Origin of the sequence: Aeromonas sp. 600282, assembly GCF_049175755.1 — a bacterium.
Classification (GTDB): Bacteria; Pseudomonadota; Gammaproteobacteria; order Enterobacterales; family Aeromonadaceae; genus Aeromonas; species Aeromonas veronii_A.
The window spans coordinates 105594-123636 of record NZ_JAAKVR010000014.1 but is presented as its reverse complement, the minus strand read 5'-3'; the positions used below and the strand labels follow the sequence as shown (position 1 = coordinate 123636).

General features: G+C 59.6%; 16 protein-coding genes. 1 reads left to right on the top strand and 15 read right to left on the bottom strand.

Features of this window, described 5'->3' with window-relative positions; genetic code table 11:
- Nucleotides 1-109: 109 nt before the first annotated feature.
- Nucleotides 110-1507 carry a DUF4832 domain-containing protein gene (locus G5137_RS14430; RefSeq protein ID WP_421255588.1) on the top strand — a complete coding sequence of 466 codons (1398 nt, stop codon included), beginning with the start codon at nucleotides 110-112 and terminating at the stop codon, nucleotides 1505-1507.
- 32 nt (nucleotides 1508-1539) lie between these two features.
- Here G5137_RS14430 and G5137_RS14425 read toward each other — a convergent pair whose 3' ends face one another.
- The 15 genes from G5137_RS14425 to atpG form a co-directional block, all read right to left on the bottom strand.
- Nucleotides 1540-1947, bottom strand: a complete 408-nt coding sequence (locus G5137_RS14425; RefSeq protein ID WP_421223517.1) for a hypothetical protein — start codon at nucleotides 1945-1947, stop codon at nucleotides 1540-1542.
- Nucleotides 1944-3071 carry a glycosyltransferase family 4 protein gene (locus G5137_RS14420; RefSeq protein WP_421255587.1) on the bottom strand — a complete coding sequence of 376 codons (1128 nt, stop codon included), beginning with the start codon at nucleotides 3069-3071 and terminating at the stop codon, nucleotides 1944-1946. Before G5137_RS14420 ends, G5137_RS14425 begins: the two co-directional genes overlap by 4 nt.
- On the bottom strand, nucleotides 3058-3549 hold the full coding sequence (locus tag G5137_RS14415; RefSeq protein WP_266135136.1) for a serine acetyltransferase: 492 nt from the start codon (nucleotides 3547-3549) through the stop codon (nucleotides 3058-3060). The genes G5137_RS14420 and G5137_RS14415 overlap by 14 nt, the downstream gene beginning before the upstream one ends.
- Complete coding sequence (locus G5137_RS14410) at nucleotides 3546-4763, bottom strand: glycosyltransferase family 4 protein (RefSeq protein ID WP_421255586.1); 1218 nt, start codon at nucleotides 4761-4763, stop codon at nucleotides 3546-3548. The genes G5137_RS14415 and G5137_RS14410 overlap by 4 nt, the downstream gene beginning before the upstream one ends.
- Nucleotides 4760-5770 carry a glycosyltransferase family 2 protein gene (locus G5137_RS14405; protein WP_421255585.1) on the bottom strand — a complete coding sequence of 337 codons (1011 nt, stop codon included), beginning with the start codon at nucleotides 5768-5770 and terminating at the stop codon, nucleotides 4760-4762. Before G5137_RS14405 ends, G5137_RS14410 begins: the two co-directional genes overlap by 4 nt.
- The gene (locus tag G5137_RS14400) at nucleotides 5767-7146 is read right to left on the bottom strand and encodes a capsular biosynthesis protein (protein ID WP_421255584.1); all 1380 of its coding nucleotides are present in this window, start codon (nucleotides 7144-7146) and stop codon (nucleotides 5767-5769) included. Before G5137_RS14400 ends, G5137_RS14405 begins: the two co-directional genes overlap by 4 nt.
- Nucleotides 7143-8357 (bottom strand): lipopolysaccharide biosynthesis protein, encoded by a 1215-nt coding sequence (locus G5137_RS14395; RefSeq protein ID WP_421255583.1) that lies wholly within the window; start codon nucleotides 8355-8357, stop codon nucleotides 7143-7145. Before G5137_RS14395 ends, G5137_RS14400 begins: the two co-directional genes overlap by 4 nt.
- The gene (locus G5137_RS14390; protein ID WP_421255582.1) at nucleotides 8354-10495 is read right to left on the bottom strand and encodes a GumC family protein; all 2142 of its coding nucleotides are present in this window, start codon (nucleotides 10493-10495) and stop codon (nucleotides 8354-8356) included. The genes G5137_RS14395 and G5137_RS14390 overlap by 4 nt, the downstream gene beginning before the upstream one ends.
- A 15-nt stretch (nucleotides 10496-10510) precedes the next feature.
- Nucleotides 10511-11050: a polysaccharide biosynthesis/export family protein gene (locus tag G5137_RS14385; RefSeq protein ID WP_338455833.1), complete on the bottom strand. Its 540-nt coding sequence runs from the start codon at nucleotides 11048-11050 to the stop codon at nucleotides 10511-10513.
- A gap of 1 nt (nucleotide 11051) precedes the next feature.
- Complete coding sequence (locus tag G5137_RS14380) at nucleotides 11052-12407, bottom strand: outer membrane beta-barrel protein (protein ID WP_421237996.1); 1356 nt, start codon at nucleotides 12405-12407, stop codon at nucleotides 11052-11054.
- Complete coding sequence (locus tag G5137_RS14375) at nucleotides 12391-13794, bottom strand: undecaprenyl-phosphate glucose phosphotransferase (RefSeq protein ID WP_421255581.1); 1404 nt, start codon at nucleotides 13792-13794, stop codon at nucleotides 12391-12393. The genes G5137_RS14380 and G5137_RS14375 overlap by 17 nt, the downstream gene beginning before the upstream one ends.
- Nucleotides 13795-13814: 20 nt before the next feature.
- Nucleotides 13815-15182, bottom strand: coding sequence for a bifunctional UDP-N-acetylglucosamine diphosphorylase/glucosamine-1-phosphate N-acetyltransferase GlmU (glmU, locus tag G5137_RS14370; RefSeq protein WP_421255580.1), 1368 nt, complete (start codon nucleotides 15180-15182; stop codon nucleotides 13815-13817).
- A gap of 93 nt (nucleotides 15183-15275) precedes the next feature.
- Nucleotides 15276-15704, bottom strand: coding sequence for a F0F1 ATP synthase subunit epsilon (locus G5137_RS14365; RefSeq protein WP_005339345.1), 429 nt, complete (start codon nucleotides 15702-15704; stop codon nucleotides 15276-15278).
- An 18-nt stretch (nucleotides 15705-15722) separates the two neighbouring features.
- Nucleotides 15723-17111, bottom strand: a complete 1389-nt coding sequence (gene atpD, locus G5137_RS14360; RefSeq protein WP_026455856.1) for a F0F1 ATP synthase subunit beta — start codon at nucleotides 17109-17111, stop codon at nucleotides 15723-15725.
- A gap of 33 nt (nucleotides 17112-17144) precedes the next feature.
- The gene (gene atpG, locus G5137_RS14355) at nucleotides 17145-18011 is read right to left on the bottom strand and encodes a F0F1 ATP synthase subunit gamma (RefSeq protein WP_041210471.1); all 867 of its coding nucleotides are present in this window, start codon (nucleotides 18009-18011) and stop codon (nucleotides 17145-17147) included.
- Between the last annotated feature and the right edge of the window lie 32 nt (nucleotides 18012-18043).

Below are 18043 nucleotides of genomic sequence, written 5' to 3'. Positions count from 1 at the left end.
CCTAGACAACAAAGGCTTCAGTCGGTTCTTCTCGAAAACAGCGGAACCGGCTGGGCCTTTGTCCGCCAATTTCCTAGCATGCAACCATGTTCCACAGGCGGACGATCACATGAAAATGCATCCGGGCAGGAACCTGCTCTATTCCGGCTTGCTATGGGCTCAGGGAGCTCTGGCCGGTACCCTCACCATTCATCCCGAACCGGTCGACGACCTCTTGCACAATCCCGGCGTCGGTATCGAAGAGTTTCACAACAGCTGGGGTCATCCCCTCTCTCTGGCCGAACATCCGGTCAGCACAGTCGACTACTTCCGCTTCTACTGGAGCGAGCTGGAACCACGGGAGGGCGAATACAACTTTGCCCTGATCGACAGGGCCATCGATCAGGCACAGCACGCCACCCCGAAACAGTCGATCGCCCTCAGGGTCATGACCCTTGATGAGCCCTTCTCGGGCAGCAAGATCCCGGAGTGGCTCATCAACAAGGGGATTCGGGGAGAGTGGGTGAACAACCACCAGACCTTTGTGCCCGACTACAGCGACCCGCAGTTCCTCGCCCGGGCTACCCGGCTGTTTCAGGCGCTGGGCGCCCATTACGATGGCAACCCGGCGCTGAGTCATGTCGACATCGGCATGATAGGTTCATGGGGAGAGTGGCACATGAGCAACTTCCCCGGCCCGACGCTGGAACAGCGCTACAGCAGCGAGCAGCTCAAACCCTATGTTGACCTGCAGATGGCCGCTTTTCCGCGAACCCCCAAGCTGATGCTGATTAACAACCTGCCCATGTTCGAGTATGCCGTGGGCAAGGGAGCCGGCTGGCGGGCAGACTGCCTCGGCGACTGGCACCACTTCTCCCAAAGCTGGAGCCACATGCGCAATGCCTACCCGGAACGACTGGCGAGCGCCCGCGCTGATGTGACGAACTTCGATTCCAGCTGGCAGCGGGCGCCGGTCAGTTTCGAGGTGTGCGGCAAGCTGAGCGAGTGGGCAGGCCAGCAGCAGTACACCATGGAGGAGGTCAAGGCCACCTTTGACTGGGCGCTGGCCCAACACGCCTCCACCATCAATCTCAAGTCGGATCCGGTTCCGCCCCAATATCGACCTATCGTCGACAATGCCCTGCGCAAGATGGGCTATCGCATCGTGCTGGACCAGCTGACCCTCAAGGGAACCATGAAGCCGGGGGCTACCCTTACCATCAACGGTGACTGGCACAACGACGGGGTAGCGCCGGCCTATCGTAACTGGCCACTCACCTACCGGCTGGTCAATGATGAAGGGCAGGTCGGCGCCATGCTGGTGACCCGCAACGACATGACCCGCTGGATCCCGGGCAGCAAGGCTACCACTCGCGACAGCCTGACCCTGCCGGGCCGGATGGCGCGCGGTCACTACTATCTCGAGCTGGCATTCATCGGTCAGGACAAGCAGCCCGCTCTGCAGCTCGGCATTGCAGGTCTGGAAGAGAGTGGCTGGTATCGTCTGGCCGAGCTCGACATCCAGTAACGCAAGAGGGCTCCCGCAGGAGCCCTCTTTCATCACATCAGCACACTCTTTTTGAACAGATCCCACACCCCGAACGAGAAGTGCTTGAAGATGTCGATGCCAAGGGCCGACTTCACCAGATAGAGCAGCAGCACCATGCCGCAGATCCCCAGCAGCAACAGCAGGGTGGTCAGCAGCACCTTGAGGTGAAAGCGAAAGCCGCTCTCCCGCCCGCGATGACGGCGATCCCGTCCCATCAACACCACCAGATAGCAGCGCCAGCGACCGATGCCGAAGGCGCTGTTGACGTTGATGGCGTGCGACTTGCCATCACTCATCAGCCGCAGCGCCTGCTCGATACCGTCGCGCTGGGTTTCACTCAGGCTCTCGCCCACCTCGGGGGAGAGAGCACGGTAGAAGCGGTCGATCGCCCCCTGCGTTTTCTGCGGTAATTGGCTCATTGGTTTTCTCCTGCGGGCAGGCCCAAAGCCTTGCGGTAGACCGCCATGGTCTGGCCGGCGATCCGCTGCCAGTCATACCGCTGCAGATAGTCGCTGTAATCGACCTTGCCGCGAGTCAGCTGGGCGTTGAGTCGCTCTGTCAGCGCACTCACATCGCCGACCGGGAAATAGCACTCCTGTTGCAGCGCCACCGCCAGATTGGCGGGAATGTCGCTCACCACCACCGGCAGGGAGAAAGAGAGCGCCTCCAGCAGGGCTATCGGCAACCCCTCGTGATAGGAGGGCATGGCAAACAGAGCCGCCTGTGAAAAGACGCTGATCAGCGCCTCGCCATTGAGGAAACCGGTACGGATCACCCCCGGTGTTTCATCCGCTATCCGCTGCAAGCGCTCACTGTAGGGAGTCGGGTGATCCGTATCCCCCACCAGCACCAGCGGCAGCTCGGTATCGAGCTGGCGATAGGCGGCGATGAGATCGTGCAGCCCCTTCTCCTCGACGAAGCGGCCCACCGCCACCAGATAGCTGCCAGCGGTCAGTCCGAAACGGGCCAGCGTCAGTTCCCTCTTGTCCGCTGCCGGCAACTCGACCCGTTTCACCCCGTTGTAGATGAGGTGGGCGTCCTGGCGATCGTACTGGCGGCGGATCGCCTCGTTGATCACTTCGGAGATAACGATCACCTCGCTGGCATAACGTACCGCCCAGCGCTCGCCAAGACGCAACACCCACTTGGCCAGCGCCCCCCACTTCTGGCGGTCATAGTCGGGACCGTGATGGGTAAAGACCACCCGCTTGCCAAGCAACCTCAGCAGCGGCACCACCAGCCCCGGGCCGATGGCATGGACATGCACCAGATCGCAGGCATGACGGCGGCAGTAAAAAGCCGCGAGCAGAGAGTGGAGGATTGCCTCCAGCGACTTCTTTTTGGGGGCGGGCAACGCCTTGAGAGCCACCCCTTCAAACTCGCCGCTTCGGTAATTCACATAGGGGGCGCGAGCCAGCACGGTCGCGGCCACTTCGAACTGGCGGTGCAGCTCCGGATAGAGGGACTGACAATGGGTTTCGACACCGCCCAGTACATGGGGGATCCCCCGGGTACCGAGCACGGTCACACTAATCTGCTTCATGATCTTCTCGAATGATTCTGGCGGGATTGCCCGCAACAACGGCGCGAGCCGGGACGGAACGAGTGACGACGGCGCCGGCACCGACACAGGCATGATCACCAATGGCGATTGCCCCGATAACGATGGCGCCGGTGCCGAACTCGACCCCGTCCCCCACGGTGGGCGAGAGGAGCTGGCCGCTCTCACGATCTGGCTTGTTACCCAGGGTGCAGTTGTGGCGCAGGGTGCAGTCACGCCCCATCTGCACGCCGTCACCGATGACGATATTCTGCGGGTGATAGAGGCGCAGACCCCAACCCAGCCGGGCTCTTGGCGAGATATCGAGGCCACACAGCAGCTTGAATCCCTTGAGCAGCAACAAGCCGGGCAGCCTCATAAAGCGGTCTCCCTGTGCCAGCCGGTAGCAGAGCAGGAACAGGCGCGCCGTCTTGCTCGGATTGAGCGCCAGTTCGGCTTTCAACTCGTGCCAGAAGCTCATCTCTGTTTCTCCTCCAGCAACGACTGGTAGAGCGCCAGCAGAGCTTGCTGGTGGCTGGCGAGGGAGTAGTTGTCGATCAGCCGCTGACGGGCCGAACGCCCCATGGCCGCCGTCTGCTCCGGCTCGGCCACCAGCCTGTCCATGCAGCGGGCCAGCTCGTCGGCATTGCCCGCCTCGAACAGCAGGCCATCGAGACCGTCGCGGATCTGCTCAGGAATCCCGCCAATTCGAGCCCCGATCACCGGTTTGCCATAGGCCATCGCCTCCAGCACCGACATGGAGCAGTTCTCGTACCACTCGGACGGCACCACCACGGCCTTGGCGTGGCGCAGCAGATCGAGCAACTCTTCCCCCTGCTTGAACCCCAGCAGTTCGGCATTGGGATAATGCTGCCCGAGGTGCGCCAGCAGCGGGCCACCGCCCACAATCTTGAGGCCCGCCGGCAGCGTCATGCGTTGATGGGCATGGGCAAGCGTATCGACCCCTTTCTCGGCCATCAGGCGGCCGAGGAACAGAAAGTACCCCCGATCCTCTCCGCTTTCGCGGCTCGACTCGACATCTATGCCATTGAGGATCACCTCGATGCGGGAAGCTGGCAGCCGGGTGCGAAGCATCCCGGCCATGAAGGCGCTCGGCGCTACCAATGCATCGACCTGCTCATAGTTGCGGCGCCACTGCTGCCAGGCCGCCTCGGCAGAGAGCAGCAGGCTCTTGCCCCACGACCCCTCCTGCCACTGATGGCGAAACAGCTTGAGCCAGGAACCCTCGATCCGGGTCAGATCGAACGGCTCGCCATCGACCAGCATGCTGTAGTTGGGACAAGCCACCTTGTAGTCATGCGCTGTCAGCACCGTCTTGCAGCCCAGGGATTTGGCCACCCGGATGATTGCCGGGGTGAGTTGGTGGTAGATGTTGTGAAAGTGAACGATATCGGGCCGCTCGGCACGGATAAGCTCCGCCAGCCGATCACAGGCCTCCTGATTGTGAATGAAGCGAGCGGCGATCTTCAGCCGATCGAAGAGCCCGTGCCGCTGGTGATAATCGACGTTTGCCGGAAAGTAGCTGCTCTGGGGCGAGGGGCGGTTCTCCGGATGCTGCATGGCAAAGTCGATCACCTGATGACCCGCCTGAAGCACCATCTCCCGCTCCTGAAAGAGGACGGTCTCAGCACCTCCCTTCATGAAAAAGAACTTGTTGGCAAAGAGCACCTTCACGGCAATGACTCCTGGATCAGACGATGGGCGGGCGCCTCGCGCGGGGAGCGCTGGGGCAACAGCAGGCCTCGCACCAGCCCGGCTGCATAGATGGAGAGGTTCATGACACTGCGCAGGGCATCTTGCAGGGAGCGGTTCTTCAACCACTTGAGAGCGATGAAGCCACCCAGCGGTGCCAGCGCCAGCAGCGGCAACCAGAACGGCAGCCCGGCTACGAAAAGCAGCACGCAGAACAGTAGTGCCAGCAGGTAGAGCCCGAACAACAGCTCGGAGCGGATCACCGACAGCACCTCGCGAAAATAGGGCTGCCCCCACGCCGAGCGCACCAGCTCGCCGCTGGCAAACAGATACCCCATGCGCCAGCGGTAACGGATCAGGGCAAGGGAGTCCATGGTATGGGAGGTGTGAAAGAAGAAGGGGGCATCGAGCCGCTCCAGCCGATAGCCCGCCTGACGCAACCGGATACCCAGCTCCGCCTCTTCGTAACCATGCAGGTTGCGATTGGTGAGATAGCCGATCTGCTCGATGGCGCTGCGTCGAAACAGGCCGCCACCACACAGCCAGCGCGACTCGCCCAGCGGATAGATCTGGTTGATGCGCTGCTTGCGCGACTTGAACTCATAGCTGCGGGCATCATCCATCTCGGCCCGCCCGGCCACGCCACCGCATTCGGGGTGGGAGTGCATGTGTGCAAGGGCGGCCGGCACAAACTCAGGCTCCAGCTTCATGTCGCCATCGAGCAGCAGCAGGAATTCCCCTTCACTGAAGAGGTAGCCAAGCTGTGGCCCCACACCACAACAGCGATCGGCCGGGTTGGTCAGGCTGACGACAGTCACTCCCAACTGGCAGGCGATCGCCTGGGTGCGGTCAGTCGAGAGACTGTCCGCCACGATAATCTGGTGGGTGTAGTCGGCCAGAGCGCTTCTGATGCTGGCAATGGTGTCGGCAATCCCTGCCTCCTCGTTGTAGGTCTTGATGATGACAGAGATAAGGGGGGATGGAGTCATGACACCTCACAAGAGCTGGTGGCCTGCCGAACCGAAGAACGGATCACCAGGGCGGCACCCAGCACGAAATAGAAGAGGAACTGCTGCACCGGGATCAGCATCAGCAGCTGGCTGTAAGGCAAGCTCAGCAGACAGGCGATCCCGAACGCGATGAAAGCGGGTTGGTAGCTGAGCAGACGCACATCTGCCGCGCTCAGCAGCTGGCGATCCAGCAACGGACGGGGACGGCAGCACCAGAGCAGCAGAACGATCAGCACGATGAAGATCAGGGTGCCCATCAGTCCCACCTCCCACAGCAACACGCTGAGGGAGGTGGAGTCGAGCAGCACGTTGAACAGGGGGTTGAGAAAACCGGGCAGGGTGCTGCCATGGTTGGTGGTGTTGAGGCCATAACCAAACAGCAGATTGCTGAGACCGTGGTGATCACCGTTGCAGGCCCAGAAAAAGAGCGTCGTCACCCGCCCCAGCTCACCGGTTTCCGGGTTGATGTGGTTGGGATCGAAGATATAACCGAGGGAGTCGATAAACAGCGCAATGGCCCCCTGTTGTCCGGCCCCCTCGAACGCGGATGAGTAGGAGGCAGCCAGCACCAGAACGGCCACTGCCACCAGCACCGTCATCGCCAGCGCAATCAGCAGCAGACGCTTGAGGTCATAGCTCTTCATCCCCCTGACATAGCTGGGCGAGAGCCAGACCCAGGCCAGCAGCAAGGGGGACAACAGGATGACGAACTTCACCTCGGCCAGCACACAGATGGCAAAGGCGGCAAGAATGTGAAAAGCGACCAAACGACGCGAAATGAGGCCGTGGCGAAACTCGGAGAGCTTAATCAGCATCACCAGCAGGCAGAAGAAGCCGAGTGCACCCGTATTGCCGCCCCCCATGGGGTCCCCCCCGAAGGTGCCGACCACCGAGTCCCACTTCTCAAACTCGCCGCGCATTGCCACCCGTTTCGGCACCACCACCAGCACCTGAAACAGCACCACCGGGATCTGCAGGTAGAAGACCCACTCCACCAGCTTCATGATGCGGTAAATCTGTGACTCGCGGCAGAAGCCGAGCAACAGGCAGGGGAGCAGCAAAGAGAGCGCCAGCTCGTTCTTGAAACCGATGATAGTCACCATGCCCCCCTGCTGAAGCAGGGTGCCCAGCAGCGCCAGCACCAGCAAGCCACAGTAGAGCAGCAGCAGCACCTTCTCCTGATAGTCGAGCCGCAGCGGGCTGTAACGCGTCTGCAGCGGCAGCAACATCAAGGTGGCAATGGCCAGCAGGAAGGGCAGCCAGAGGAAGGCTGTAATGCCGGTGACGTACTGGGCCAGGCCGCAGATCACCAGCGACAGCAGCAGATTGGCCTGCATGATGAGGGCACTGTTCACGAGGGCAGCTCCATCCGCCCCTGCAACTCGGCAGCCCGGCGGTTGACCCGCAAAAAGACGAAGCCGTAGCGCACCGCAGTCAGCAGAGAGAAGGCCAGCACGCAGAGCTCGTACTCCTGCTGCAACCAGGGCAACAGCACGAAGGCAATCACCACGACCAGCAGCTGCTCAAGCTGGATCTGCAAAAAGTAGCGGGGCGAGCCGAACACCAGCTCGATTACGGTCAGCGGGCAGATGGCCACCGCAGTAAAGACATAGGGCAACATGTAGCGGGAGGTATCGATGGAGGCGATCCACTCCGCATTGAAGAACCACTTCATCACCAGCGGATAGCAGATGAGGATCCCGAGGGTGGCCGCACTGCCCATCGCCAGCAGCAGCCGCTTCACCTTGCGAAACTCCTCCCCGTTGAAACGGCGCTGGCGAAAATCCTCCGACCATCGCGAGAAGATGGAGTGGCGGATGGCGTTGCCAACAATCACCACGGGCGCCAGACAGAAGCGGTTGACCACGGCAAAGTAGCCCGCCACCAGAGGGGAAAACCAGAAGTTGATCAACACGGTCGGCAGATTGGCCGTCACCATCGCCAGCACCTCGGCACTGCCGACACCAGCCAGATGCGCTTTATGGCGGGAGAAGAAGTGCTGCAAGCGGCGCGGGGCAGCCTCCCTCAGCATGGCACTGTGCCAGGTAAAGGCAGACCACAACCAGCCCCCGATCACCAGCAGCAGCAGACAGGCCCATAACTGATAGAAGTGCGCCATGTCAGGGGCCAACAGCAGACAGAGCAGCACAACGGCGGAGGCCGAGATACGCTGCAGACCGAGCCGCTGGTAGTGGCCGGCCCGCAGAGCCAGATTCTCGGCGATGAGGATCAACCCGTGGGTCACGGTCAGCAGGTAGAGCGGCCAGAGCGGCAGCGAGAAAAAGCAGACCACCACCAGCACATAGGGGATGGGGAGCAGCCAGACCTGCAACAGGGAAAAGATCAGGTTGCCGGGCAGCTCTGCCTCCTCCAGCTTGGGCAACAGCAGTTGCGAGGCAAAGGTGGCAAGCTGGGCACCGATCAGCACCAGACTGTAACTGAGGGCATAGAGCCCGACCGCAGCCATGTCGAACTTGTGCGACAGTGACCAGACCGAGAACGCCCCGATCAGCTGGGATAGCACGGAAGCACCCCCTATGGTGGTGATGCTGCGTAGCAGTTTCATAGCGCGCCCCGGGTGGGTGCACCACAGAATCTCAGGTTCTCCGCCCCTTCCAGATCGCGCTCGGCGACCTGGGTCAGCACTGTCCCCAACACCGCCACTCTGGCATCCCGCAGCTGTGCCAGCACGCTCAGCACCCGACTGGCAGGCAGCTGGCCGGACTGGATCACATGAATGGCACCATCCAGCGGCTGCCCCAGCAGCAGGGCATCCTTGCCGACTTCCAGCGCAGGGGTGTCCACTATGATGCGGTCAAACTGCCCTGCCAGAGTTGCCAGCAGTTCGCTCCAGCGTGGCGAGCCAAGCAGTGCCAGCGGGGAGGAGACCGGCTGGCCAGCCGGCAGCAGGGTCAATCCCTCTTTTGGCACCAGACAGGCAGCCAAATCGGCTTCGCCTGCGAGCAGCTCGGCCAACCCCGGTCTGGCTGCCTGCCCCAGCAACTGGCGACCGAGGGAGCCCCGGCGCAGATCCCCATCCACCAGCAGCACTCGCTCATGGCGGGCAAAACTGGCGGCACAGAGAGCCGCCAGCGTCGACTTGCCCTCACCAGCACGGGTCGAGGTGATCATGATGCGCTGCAGCTGACCCGGCTCCAGCCGCATGATGGCGTAGAGGTCATCGGCACTGGCACCTACTCTGGGATTGACCGCCCCCACCCGCAGCAGAGCACTCTGATCCTGCAGGGCCGCCAGCCGCGGGATTTCACCAAGCACCCGACCACCGAGCTGGGAAACCAGCTGGCTCAGACGATCCAGGGTATTGCGCAGCGCTCCGGCAGTGATGACGGCCAGCACGGCAACCATGCCCGCCATGATCACCGCCATCAGCAGAAACAGCATCTTGTTTGGCTTGGCTGGCAACAAGGGCACCGATGCCGCATCGTAGAGGATGGCATTCGACTCGTGCAGCTGAGCGTTCAGGCGAGTCTCTTCCTGACGGCGGAACAGCTCGTTATAAAGCTGACGGGTCTTGTCGATATTGTTCTTCAGGTTGTTGTACTCATCCTTCTTGACTGCCAGCGAGGAGAACTCCCGCTTCTTCTCGTCAAGCTGGGCGAGGTATTCCTGCTCCTTGCGCTGGCTGCTCTGGTAGCGATCCTCGATACCGTCGGCAATCTCCCGCATCAGCTGGTTTGACTGGGTATTGAGCGCCTTGATGCGTGCTTCGGCCTGCAGAATACGGTCATGCTTGGGGCCATAACGCTTGGCCAGCTCGGAGAGCTCCTGCTGGGCCTTGATGAGGGCGATGCGCAGATCCTGCATCTGGGGGTGGTTGGAGACCTCGGGCAGGGAAGCCAGCGCCGCCGGATTACGGCCGTACTCCTGAATGGACTGGAATTCGGCCTGCGCCGCCAGCCGACGCTCGCGGGCATCCGCGTACTTGTTGGTGATGATGCCGAGCTCTTCGGTTTGCAGACCATCTACGCCGCGAAACGTCAGCAGATCATTGCGGGCAAGGAAATCGCTGAGCTGCTTCTCCTGCTTCTCCAGACTGGCCTTTATCTCCACCAGCCGGCTCTGGTTCCAGTGCGATGCCGTGGTGTTGGCATCGACCCGCTCCTCCACATTGAGATCGATGTAGGTCTGGGCCACCTCATTGGCGACACTGGCGGCCAGCTCGGGAGAGCGGGATTCGAACCCGATGCTGACCAGCTGGGTATCGCGCACCGGCGAGACGGTCAGGTGTCTGGCCAGATACTCCAGCGCATGCTGGTGGCGTGAGGAGACATCCTCCTGATGTCCGGCACTCCAGAGCCCCTTGATGCGGCTCAGCCAGCTGTCGGGATTGGGCTGTCCGTTGAATTCCGGCAACTCGGCCAAACCCAGATGAGTAACCACCTTCTCGGCCACCCGGCGTGACTTGAGCAGCTCGAACTGGGTGTTGTAGTACTCGCGGCGGCTGGTATCGACCCGGTAGACGGGCTCGATAGGGGAAGCGCTGTTGGCATCTGCCTTCAGCAGCAGGGTCGCACTGGATTGATAATAGGGCGGCATGCTGAGGATAAAGGGGGCTGCCGCCAGGGTCACCACGGCGGCAAACAATACCACCTTCCACCAGTTTGCCTTGAGCACCCGCCAGGGGCCGCTGAAATCGAGGCGACTCTCTAGCGCACGGCCATTTTCAACCAACAATGAAGTCATGAAGAGCGTCCTGGATCAGAAGAAACTTTGTTCGATGGTGATGATGTCGCCGGGATTGAGCTGCCGTTGCAGGCTCACCTCTTCCAGCAACTGATCGCTGCCATTGAGGCGCAGGCTGATATCCCGTCTGGCGGCGCGATCGGTGTAACCACCCGCCAACGCGACAGCCTTCTCCACCGTCAGGCCGGGCTGGTATTCATAGCCACCCGGGTGAGCCACCTCGCCAGCCACAAACACTTGGCGGAAAGTGGTCACGTTGACCGTCACCATGGGGTCGAGCAGCACGCCGTGCTTGAGCCCTCTGGTCAGCAGCTCGGCCACCTCAGTGGTGGTATGGCCCATCAGCAGCACCTGACCCAGATAGGGGTAATTGACGTGGCCACTGGTATCGACCTTGAACTTCATCGACAGATCCGGCTCGCCATACACCCGGATTTCGACCTCGTCCCCCGGCGCCAGCCGGTAGGCGGAATCGTTGCCTTGCGGGCTCTGGCCAGCCCAGACCGACAGGCTGAACAACCAGCCAAGCAGAAGCACCATCACGCTTTTGTTCATGTTAAATGGCTACCTTGAGTGAAAGAGAAAGCTGTTGTTTGTCGTAACCGAGGGCACGGCCATAGCAATTGCCGCCGATGTCGATGGGCTGCCCGGCAAAGCTGGAGCCGGAGTCGGCCTGCTGGTAGTGGAGCCCCAGATTGACGGAGGGACGAATGTCGTAGCTGATGCCCATGCCCCAGCGATGGATATCGTCCTGACGGTGGCGGTTGTCGTTACCACAGACCACCGACTGGTGATAATCATCCCGGATATCGTGATAAGAGAGCGTGGTCGCCACTCCGGGTGACCAGTGGTGCTGCCACTCGGCGCCATATAGCTGGCTGCTGACATAGCCGCCGTCACCACCCGGATCACGAATGGTCCGGCTGGAGAGCAGCGCGAGCTTGCTGTAATCGAGCGGTTGCCACTCCAGACGTAGATCCCAGTTCAGTCCTTTGAAACTCTCTGCCTGCGGATCGTTGACGAAACGCTTGTAGATCCCGCCGATATTGGCATCGATCCGGGTCTTGCCAGTCAGCTGGCTCATCACCCCGGTGATGAGAAAAAACTCGTCGGAATCCTTGCGCGGATTGGCCGGATAGCGTCGCAGATTGGTCTGCAGGGTGTAACGAAAACGGCTGACATGGCTCACCTGATCGAACAGCTCGACAATAGCAGTGTTCTCCTGCCACTCCTGCTCGGCCATATAGCGTTCAAAGTCATGCAGGTAGAGGTGCTTGTCGAGATAGCCCAGCTCCTTGTGGGAGAGCGCCAGCTCCAGCTTTCCTCTGGCATCGGGAGCGCCGTAACTGTAGCGGCCACCCACTTCGCTGCGTTTGAAGCGCAGCGGCTCATTTATCTGAAATCTGCCGAATGTGGCATCACCACAGAGCGCACGACCTTTCTTATCAGCGTCGCTGGGACAAGGAGAGGCATCTCCCTGCAACATAAAGCCTTCGGTCAGCCCCTCGCCACGCGCCTCATGGCCCAGCCGATACTGGTACATCAGTTTGAAGGCGTTGCGCAGGGAGAAGCGCCAGCTGCCGTCAAACTGGAACTGGTGATCGGCATAGTCATCCGCATGGCTGCTGCCATAGCGACGATAATCACCCAGATAGCTGAACTGATAACGATCCAGGCCGCGTTCACCCACCATGCGAAATTCCGGGGAGATCCCGACGAAATCGGAGTCAATCGCCTGACCACTGTCACGCAGCCACAGCAGGTTGCTGTCGTGACCATAACGACTCTCCACTTCGGTCTGGATCTCCAGACCCAGCGGCCCCTGATGGGATACGGGAGTGACCTCGGCACGGACTGAAAGAGAGGGGGAGAGCAGCAGTCCGGCGCAAACGAGGCTAGTAAGCGGACGCACCAATAAACCCCTTGAATACAGTCAGGAAAATGACTTTGAAATCCAGTCCGAGCGACCAGTACTGGATGTACTTGAGATCGAACTTGACCCGCATCTCCATCTTGTCGAGGGTGTCGGTTTCACCACGAAATCCATTTATCTGGGCCAGCCCGGTAATCCCCGGTTTGACCTTGTGGCGCAGCATGTACCGCTCCACCAGTGAGCGGTACTGCTCGTTGTGTGCCACGGCATGGGGACGTGGCCCCACGATCGACATGGAGCCCTGAATCACATTGAAAAACTGCGGCAGCTCATCCAGCGAGGTACGACGCAAAAACGCACCGAATGGCGTCACTCTGGGATCGCCTCTGGTTGCCTGAGTCACCACGGCATCATTCTCCATGACGCGCATGGAGCGGAATTTCCAGACCTGGATCCGTTTTCCCCCCAGGCCGTAGCGATCCTGCTTGAAGAGTACAGGTCCGGGTGAAGAGAGACGCACCCCGAGCGCCACCAGCGCCATGACCGGAGAGATGAGCAGCAGGATGAGTGAACCCAGCACCAGATCTTCAATCCGTTTGAGCAGGGCGGCGCCCCCTTCAAACGGGGAATCGAAAAAGCTGAAGGTATAGATATCGCCCACCCGATCGATGTGGGATACGGTCAGGCCATACTCGTAAAAATCGGGTACCAGATAGGTATCGACCGTGGTATCGGAGAGTTCGTAGAGGTAGTGATTTATGCGCTCCCGGGCAGTCAGGGGCAGCGCCAGATAGACTTCGTCGACCAGCCCTTTGCGGGCCAGCTCGAGCAGTTCGTCGACATCACCCAACAGAGGACTGCGAGTCGGGTAACCGAAGCGCTCTTCGCTGCGGGCATCGAAAAATCCGAGCATCTGGATATCGTGACGCGGACTCTCCCAGAGGGATTTCTCCAGCGCTAGTCCAGCCGGAGTCACGCCAATGATGGCCACACGACGACAACAGGAAGCACCGCTGAACCAGAGGGTCACCAGTTGGTACAGCACCCGATAGCCGGTAGAAATAAGACAGGCCATGGCAAGCCAGAGCACAGCCAGCTCAAGCGGGAAAGGGTGGTAGGGTTTAAAGATGGGAACCAGATAGACCAGCAGGTAGAGCAGGGTAGCTGTTACCAACCAGGAGAAGATGAGGCGCAGCAGAGACTGCGCCAGATGTTTACGAACCCGGCTGCAATAGAGCCCGGTATTCTGGGAAACCAGAAAGAAGACCACCATGCCCAGCGTGGCCAGTGACATCTCGTCCAACCCATGAAACAAACCAAAGTGCCGCGAAAGCAGCACCATTGAGACTGAAATTCCCACCAGATCGACAAAGCGGGAAAACAGACTGTGGCTCGCGTCTGCGAGCTTGATGATTCGTTTGTTCATGGGTCGCCTTCATACTGATATCACTTATCAGTTTTCTTGACCGGACGAGCCCAGTTCTTGATGTGACGCTGGGGTACCCGGGTAATCACGAGTTCATTTTCACCCACGTCCTTGGTAATAGTAGAGCCGGCTCCCAGGGTGGCCCCCTTGCCGATGCGAACAGGCGCTACCAGTTGGGTATCAGAACCGACGAACACATCGTCCTCGATGATGGTCTGGAATTTGTTGACCCCGTCGTAGTTGCAGGTGATGGTACCGGCACCGATATTCACCCCGGCTCCTATCTCGGCATCACCCAGATAGGTCAGATGACCGCACTTGGAACCAACCCCCAGACGGGCCTTCTTCATCTCGACGAAGTTGCCAACGTGCGCATCCTGCTCCAGAACCGCCCCCGGACGCAAGCGGGTAAACGGACCCACTGAGCACTGATCTGCCACCTGTGCACCCTCGATAACCGAGTAGGGTTTCACCTCGGAGTGATCGCCAATGACACAATCTTTCAGTACGCAACCGGCTCCGATACGAACGTGATTGCCGAGAGTCACCTTGCCCTCAATGATGACGTTTGCATCAATAACAACCTCTTCACCAATTTCCAAAACCCCACGCAAATCAAAGCGTGCGGGGTCGATCATGGTTGCACCTGCAATCATCAGTTTCTCGGCCTGCATCTGCTGATAGCTGCGCTCAAGCTGAGCCAATTGCACCCGATTGTTGGCCCCTTCCACCTCGGCGGCACGCTCCGGATGAACGGCGGCAATCGGGCAATTATCGCCGTGAGCCATGGCGATCACATCGGTCAGATAGAACTCGCCCTGGGCGTTTTTGTTGTCGAGACGAGACAACCATTGACGCAACTGGCCCCCATTGGCCACCAGCACGCCGGTGTTCACCTCACGAATGACCAGCTGTTCGGCATTGGCATCCTTCTGCTCGACGATACCGACTACCTGACCATTTTCACGGACGATGCGGCCATAGCCGGTGGGGTTGTCCAGCACCACGGTCAGCAGTGCCATCCCGTTTTCAGCCTTGGCGGCGAGCAAGCGCTGCAGGGTCTCGGGCTGGATCAGCGGGGTATCGCCGTAGAGCACCAGCACATCGTCTTCATCCTTCCAGAACGGGATGGCCTGGGCGACGGCATGACCAGTTCCCAGCTGCTGAGCTTGCAGCACCCAGTTCACATCGGCCGCCACGATCCGCTCTTTCAGCAGCTCGGCACCGTGGCCATAGACCAGATGCAGCTGCTCGGCACCGACCTGACGAGCGGTATCGATCACATGGGAAACCATGGGTTTGTTGGCTACCGGGTGCAGTACCTTGGGCAGGGAAGAGCGCATACGGGTACCTTTACCCGCAGCCAGGATCACGACGTTGAGGGACATAAATTGGCCTTTGGAACATGAAAAATACTCGGCGGAGTCTATCCAACGGGTAAAAAAAAAGCGACCCGAAGGTCGCTTTTTGCATCACCGTTATTAGCGGTAATTCTTTTTGACGATATCGATGACTCGCAGTTGAGCCATCGCCTTGGCCAGCTCGGTGGCGGCCTGGGCGTAGTCGATATCACCATGGGAGCTGTGGATCCGCTCTTCGGCTGCGCGCTTGGCTTCCTGGGCTTTCGCCTCATCCAAGTCGTCAGCACGAATCGCGGTGTCCGCCAGCACGGTCACGGATTCAGGTTGTACTTCCAGCATACCGCCGGAGATGTACAGCACCTCTTCAGTTCCGTTCTGCTTCACCAAGCGGACCAGGCCCGGCTTGATGGCAGTCAGCAACGGAGCATGACCGTGGCGGAGACCCAACTCACCTTCGGAGCCTGATACCTGAGCGGATTGCACGCGACCGGAAAACAGTTTTCCTTCGGCGCTCACCACGTCCAGGTGAAAGGAGATCATCTCTGCCATGGGCCCTCCTGTCGAGGCTTACAGTTTCTTGGATTTCTCGACGACTTCGTCGATACCGCCAACCATGTAGAACGCCTGCTCGGGCAGATCGTCATACTCGCCTTTCAGGATGCCCTGGAAACCACGGATGGTCTCTTTCAGCGGCACGTATTTACCCGGAGAACCGGTAAACACTTCTGCAACGAAGAACGGCTGGGACAGGAAACGCTCGATCTTACGGGCACGGGCTACGGTCAGTTTGTCTTCTTCTGACAGTTCATCCATACCCAGGATGGCGATGATGTCCTTCAGCTCTTTGTAGCGCTGCAGTACGGTCTGAACGCCACGAGCGGTCTCGTAGTGCTCCTTGCCAACCACCAGCGGATCCAGCTGACGAGAGGTAGAGTCCAGCGGGTCAACGGCCGGGTAGATACCCAGTGCCGCGATCTGACGGGACAGTACGACGGTCGCATCCAGGTGGGCGAAGGTGGTCGCCGGAGACGGGTCAGTCAAGTCATCCGCAGGAACGTAAACGGCCTGTACGGATGTGATGGAACCGGTCTTGGTGGAGGTGATACGTTCTTGCAGAACACCCATCTCCTCGGCCAGGGTCGGCTGGTAACCTACTGCGGAAGGCATACGGCCCAGCAGTGCGGATACTTCGGTACCGGCCAGGGTGTAACGGTAGATGTTGTCCACGAAGAACAGCACGTCACGACCTTCGTCACGGAACTTCTCGGCCATGGTCAGGCCGGTCAACGCTACGCGCAGACGGTTTCCGGGCGGCTCGTTCATCTGACCGTAAACCAGAGATACTTTGTCCAGTACGTTGGACTCCATCATCTCGTGGTAGAAGTCGTTACCCTCACGGGTACGCTCACCTACACCGGCGAATACAGAGTAACCACTGTGTTCGATCGCGATGTTACGGATCAGCTCCATCATGTTTACGGTTTTGCCTACACCGGCACCACCGAACAGACCAACCTTACCCCCCTTGGCGAACGGACATACCAGGTCGATAACCTTGATGCCGGTCTCCAGCAGCTCGGTACTGTTGGACTGATCTTCGTAGCTGGGGGCTTCACGGTGGATTGACCAGCTCTCTTCTTCACCGATCGGGCCTTTCTCGTCGATTGGCTCGCCCAGTACGTTCATGATCCGACCCAGTGTCGCAGTACCGACCGGAACCTGGATGGATTTACCGCTATTCATTACTTCCAACCCACGACGCAGACCGTCGGAGGAACCCATGGTGATGCAACGAACGACGCCGCCACCGATCTGTTGCTGAACTTCCAGCACCAGACCCTGGCCTTGACCTTCGCTAACGACCTTCAGTGCATCGTACACCTGGGGCACGGCATTCTGCGGGAACTCGATGTCCACTACAGCGCCGATGATTTGGACGATGAAACCGTTACTCATGTCAAATCCTCTAAACCTTTGATAACCCTTGCCTTACACCGCAGCAGCACCGGATACGATCTCTGTCAGCTCCTGGGTAATACTGGCCTGACGGGCCTTGTTGTATACCAGTTGCAGATCGTTAATCAGGTTACCGGCGTTGTCAGTCGCGGCTTGCATGGCAACCATTCGGGCTGCCTGTTCACTGGCCAAGTTTTCCACTACACCTTGGTAGACCTGAGATTCGACATAGCGAACCAGCAGGGTATCCAGCAGCTTCTTGGGATCCGGCTCATAGAGGTAATCCCAGTGGTGTTTCTTGGCGAGCTTGCTGTCTTCAGTTACGGGCAAAGGCAGCAGTTGATCGACCCGTGGTTGCTGCACCATGGTGTTGACGAACTTGTTGTACACCAGATACAGCTTGTCAATCTCACCGTTGTCGTAAGCCTTCAGCATGACCTTGACTGAACCAATCAGGTCATTGACGCTCGGGTTATCGCCCAGTCCTGCGACATGAGCTTTCACCTTGGCGCCGTGCCGTTCAAAGAAGTTGGAGGCTTTGTTGCCGATCAGAGCCAGGTCAACCTTGGCACCTTTCGCGCTCCATTGCTTCATATCATTGAGGGCAGCCTTGAACAGGTTGATGTTCAGACCACCACACAGGCCACGGTCGGTGGAGACGACGATGTAACCCACTCGCTTGACCTCACGTTCGATGAGGTAGGGGTGCTTGTATTCCAGGTTCCCCTGAGCGATATGGCCGATCACCTTGCGCATGGTTTCAGCGTACGGACGGCTGGCAGACATGCGATCCTGCGCACGGCGCATCTTGCTTGCTGCCACCATTTCCATAGCGCTGGTGATCTTTTGAGTGTTTTTAACACTCCCGATCTTGTTACGTATCTCTTTTGCGCCGGCCATCTCTTCTCTCCATCAGGTGGCAGCTTGCGCTG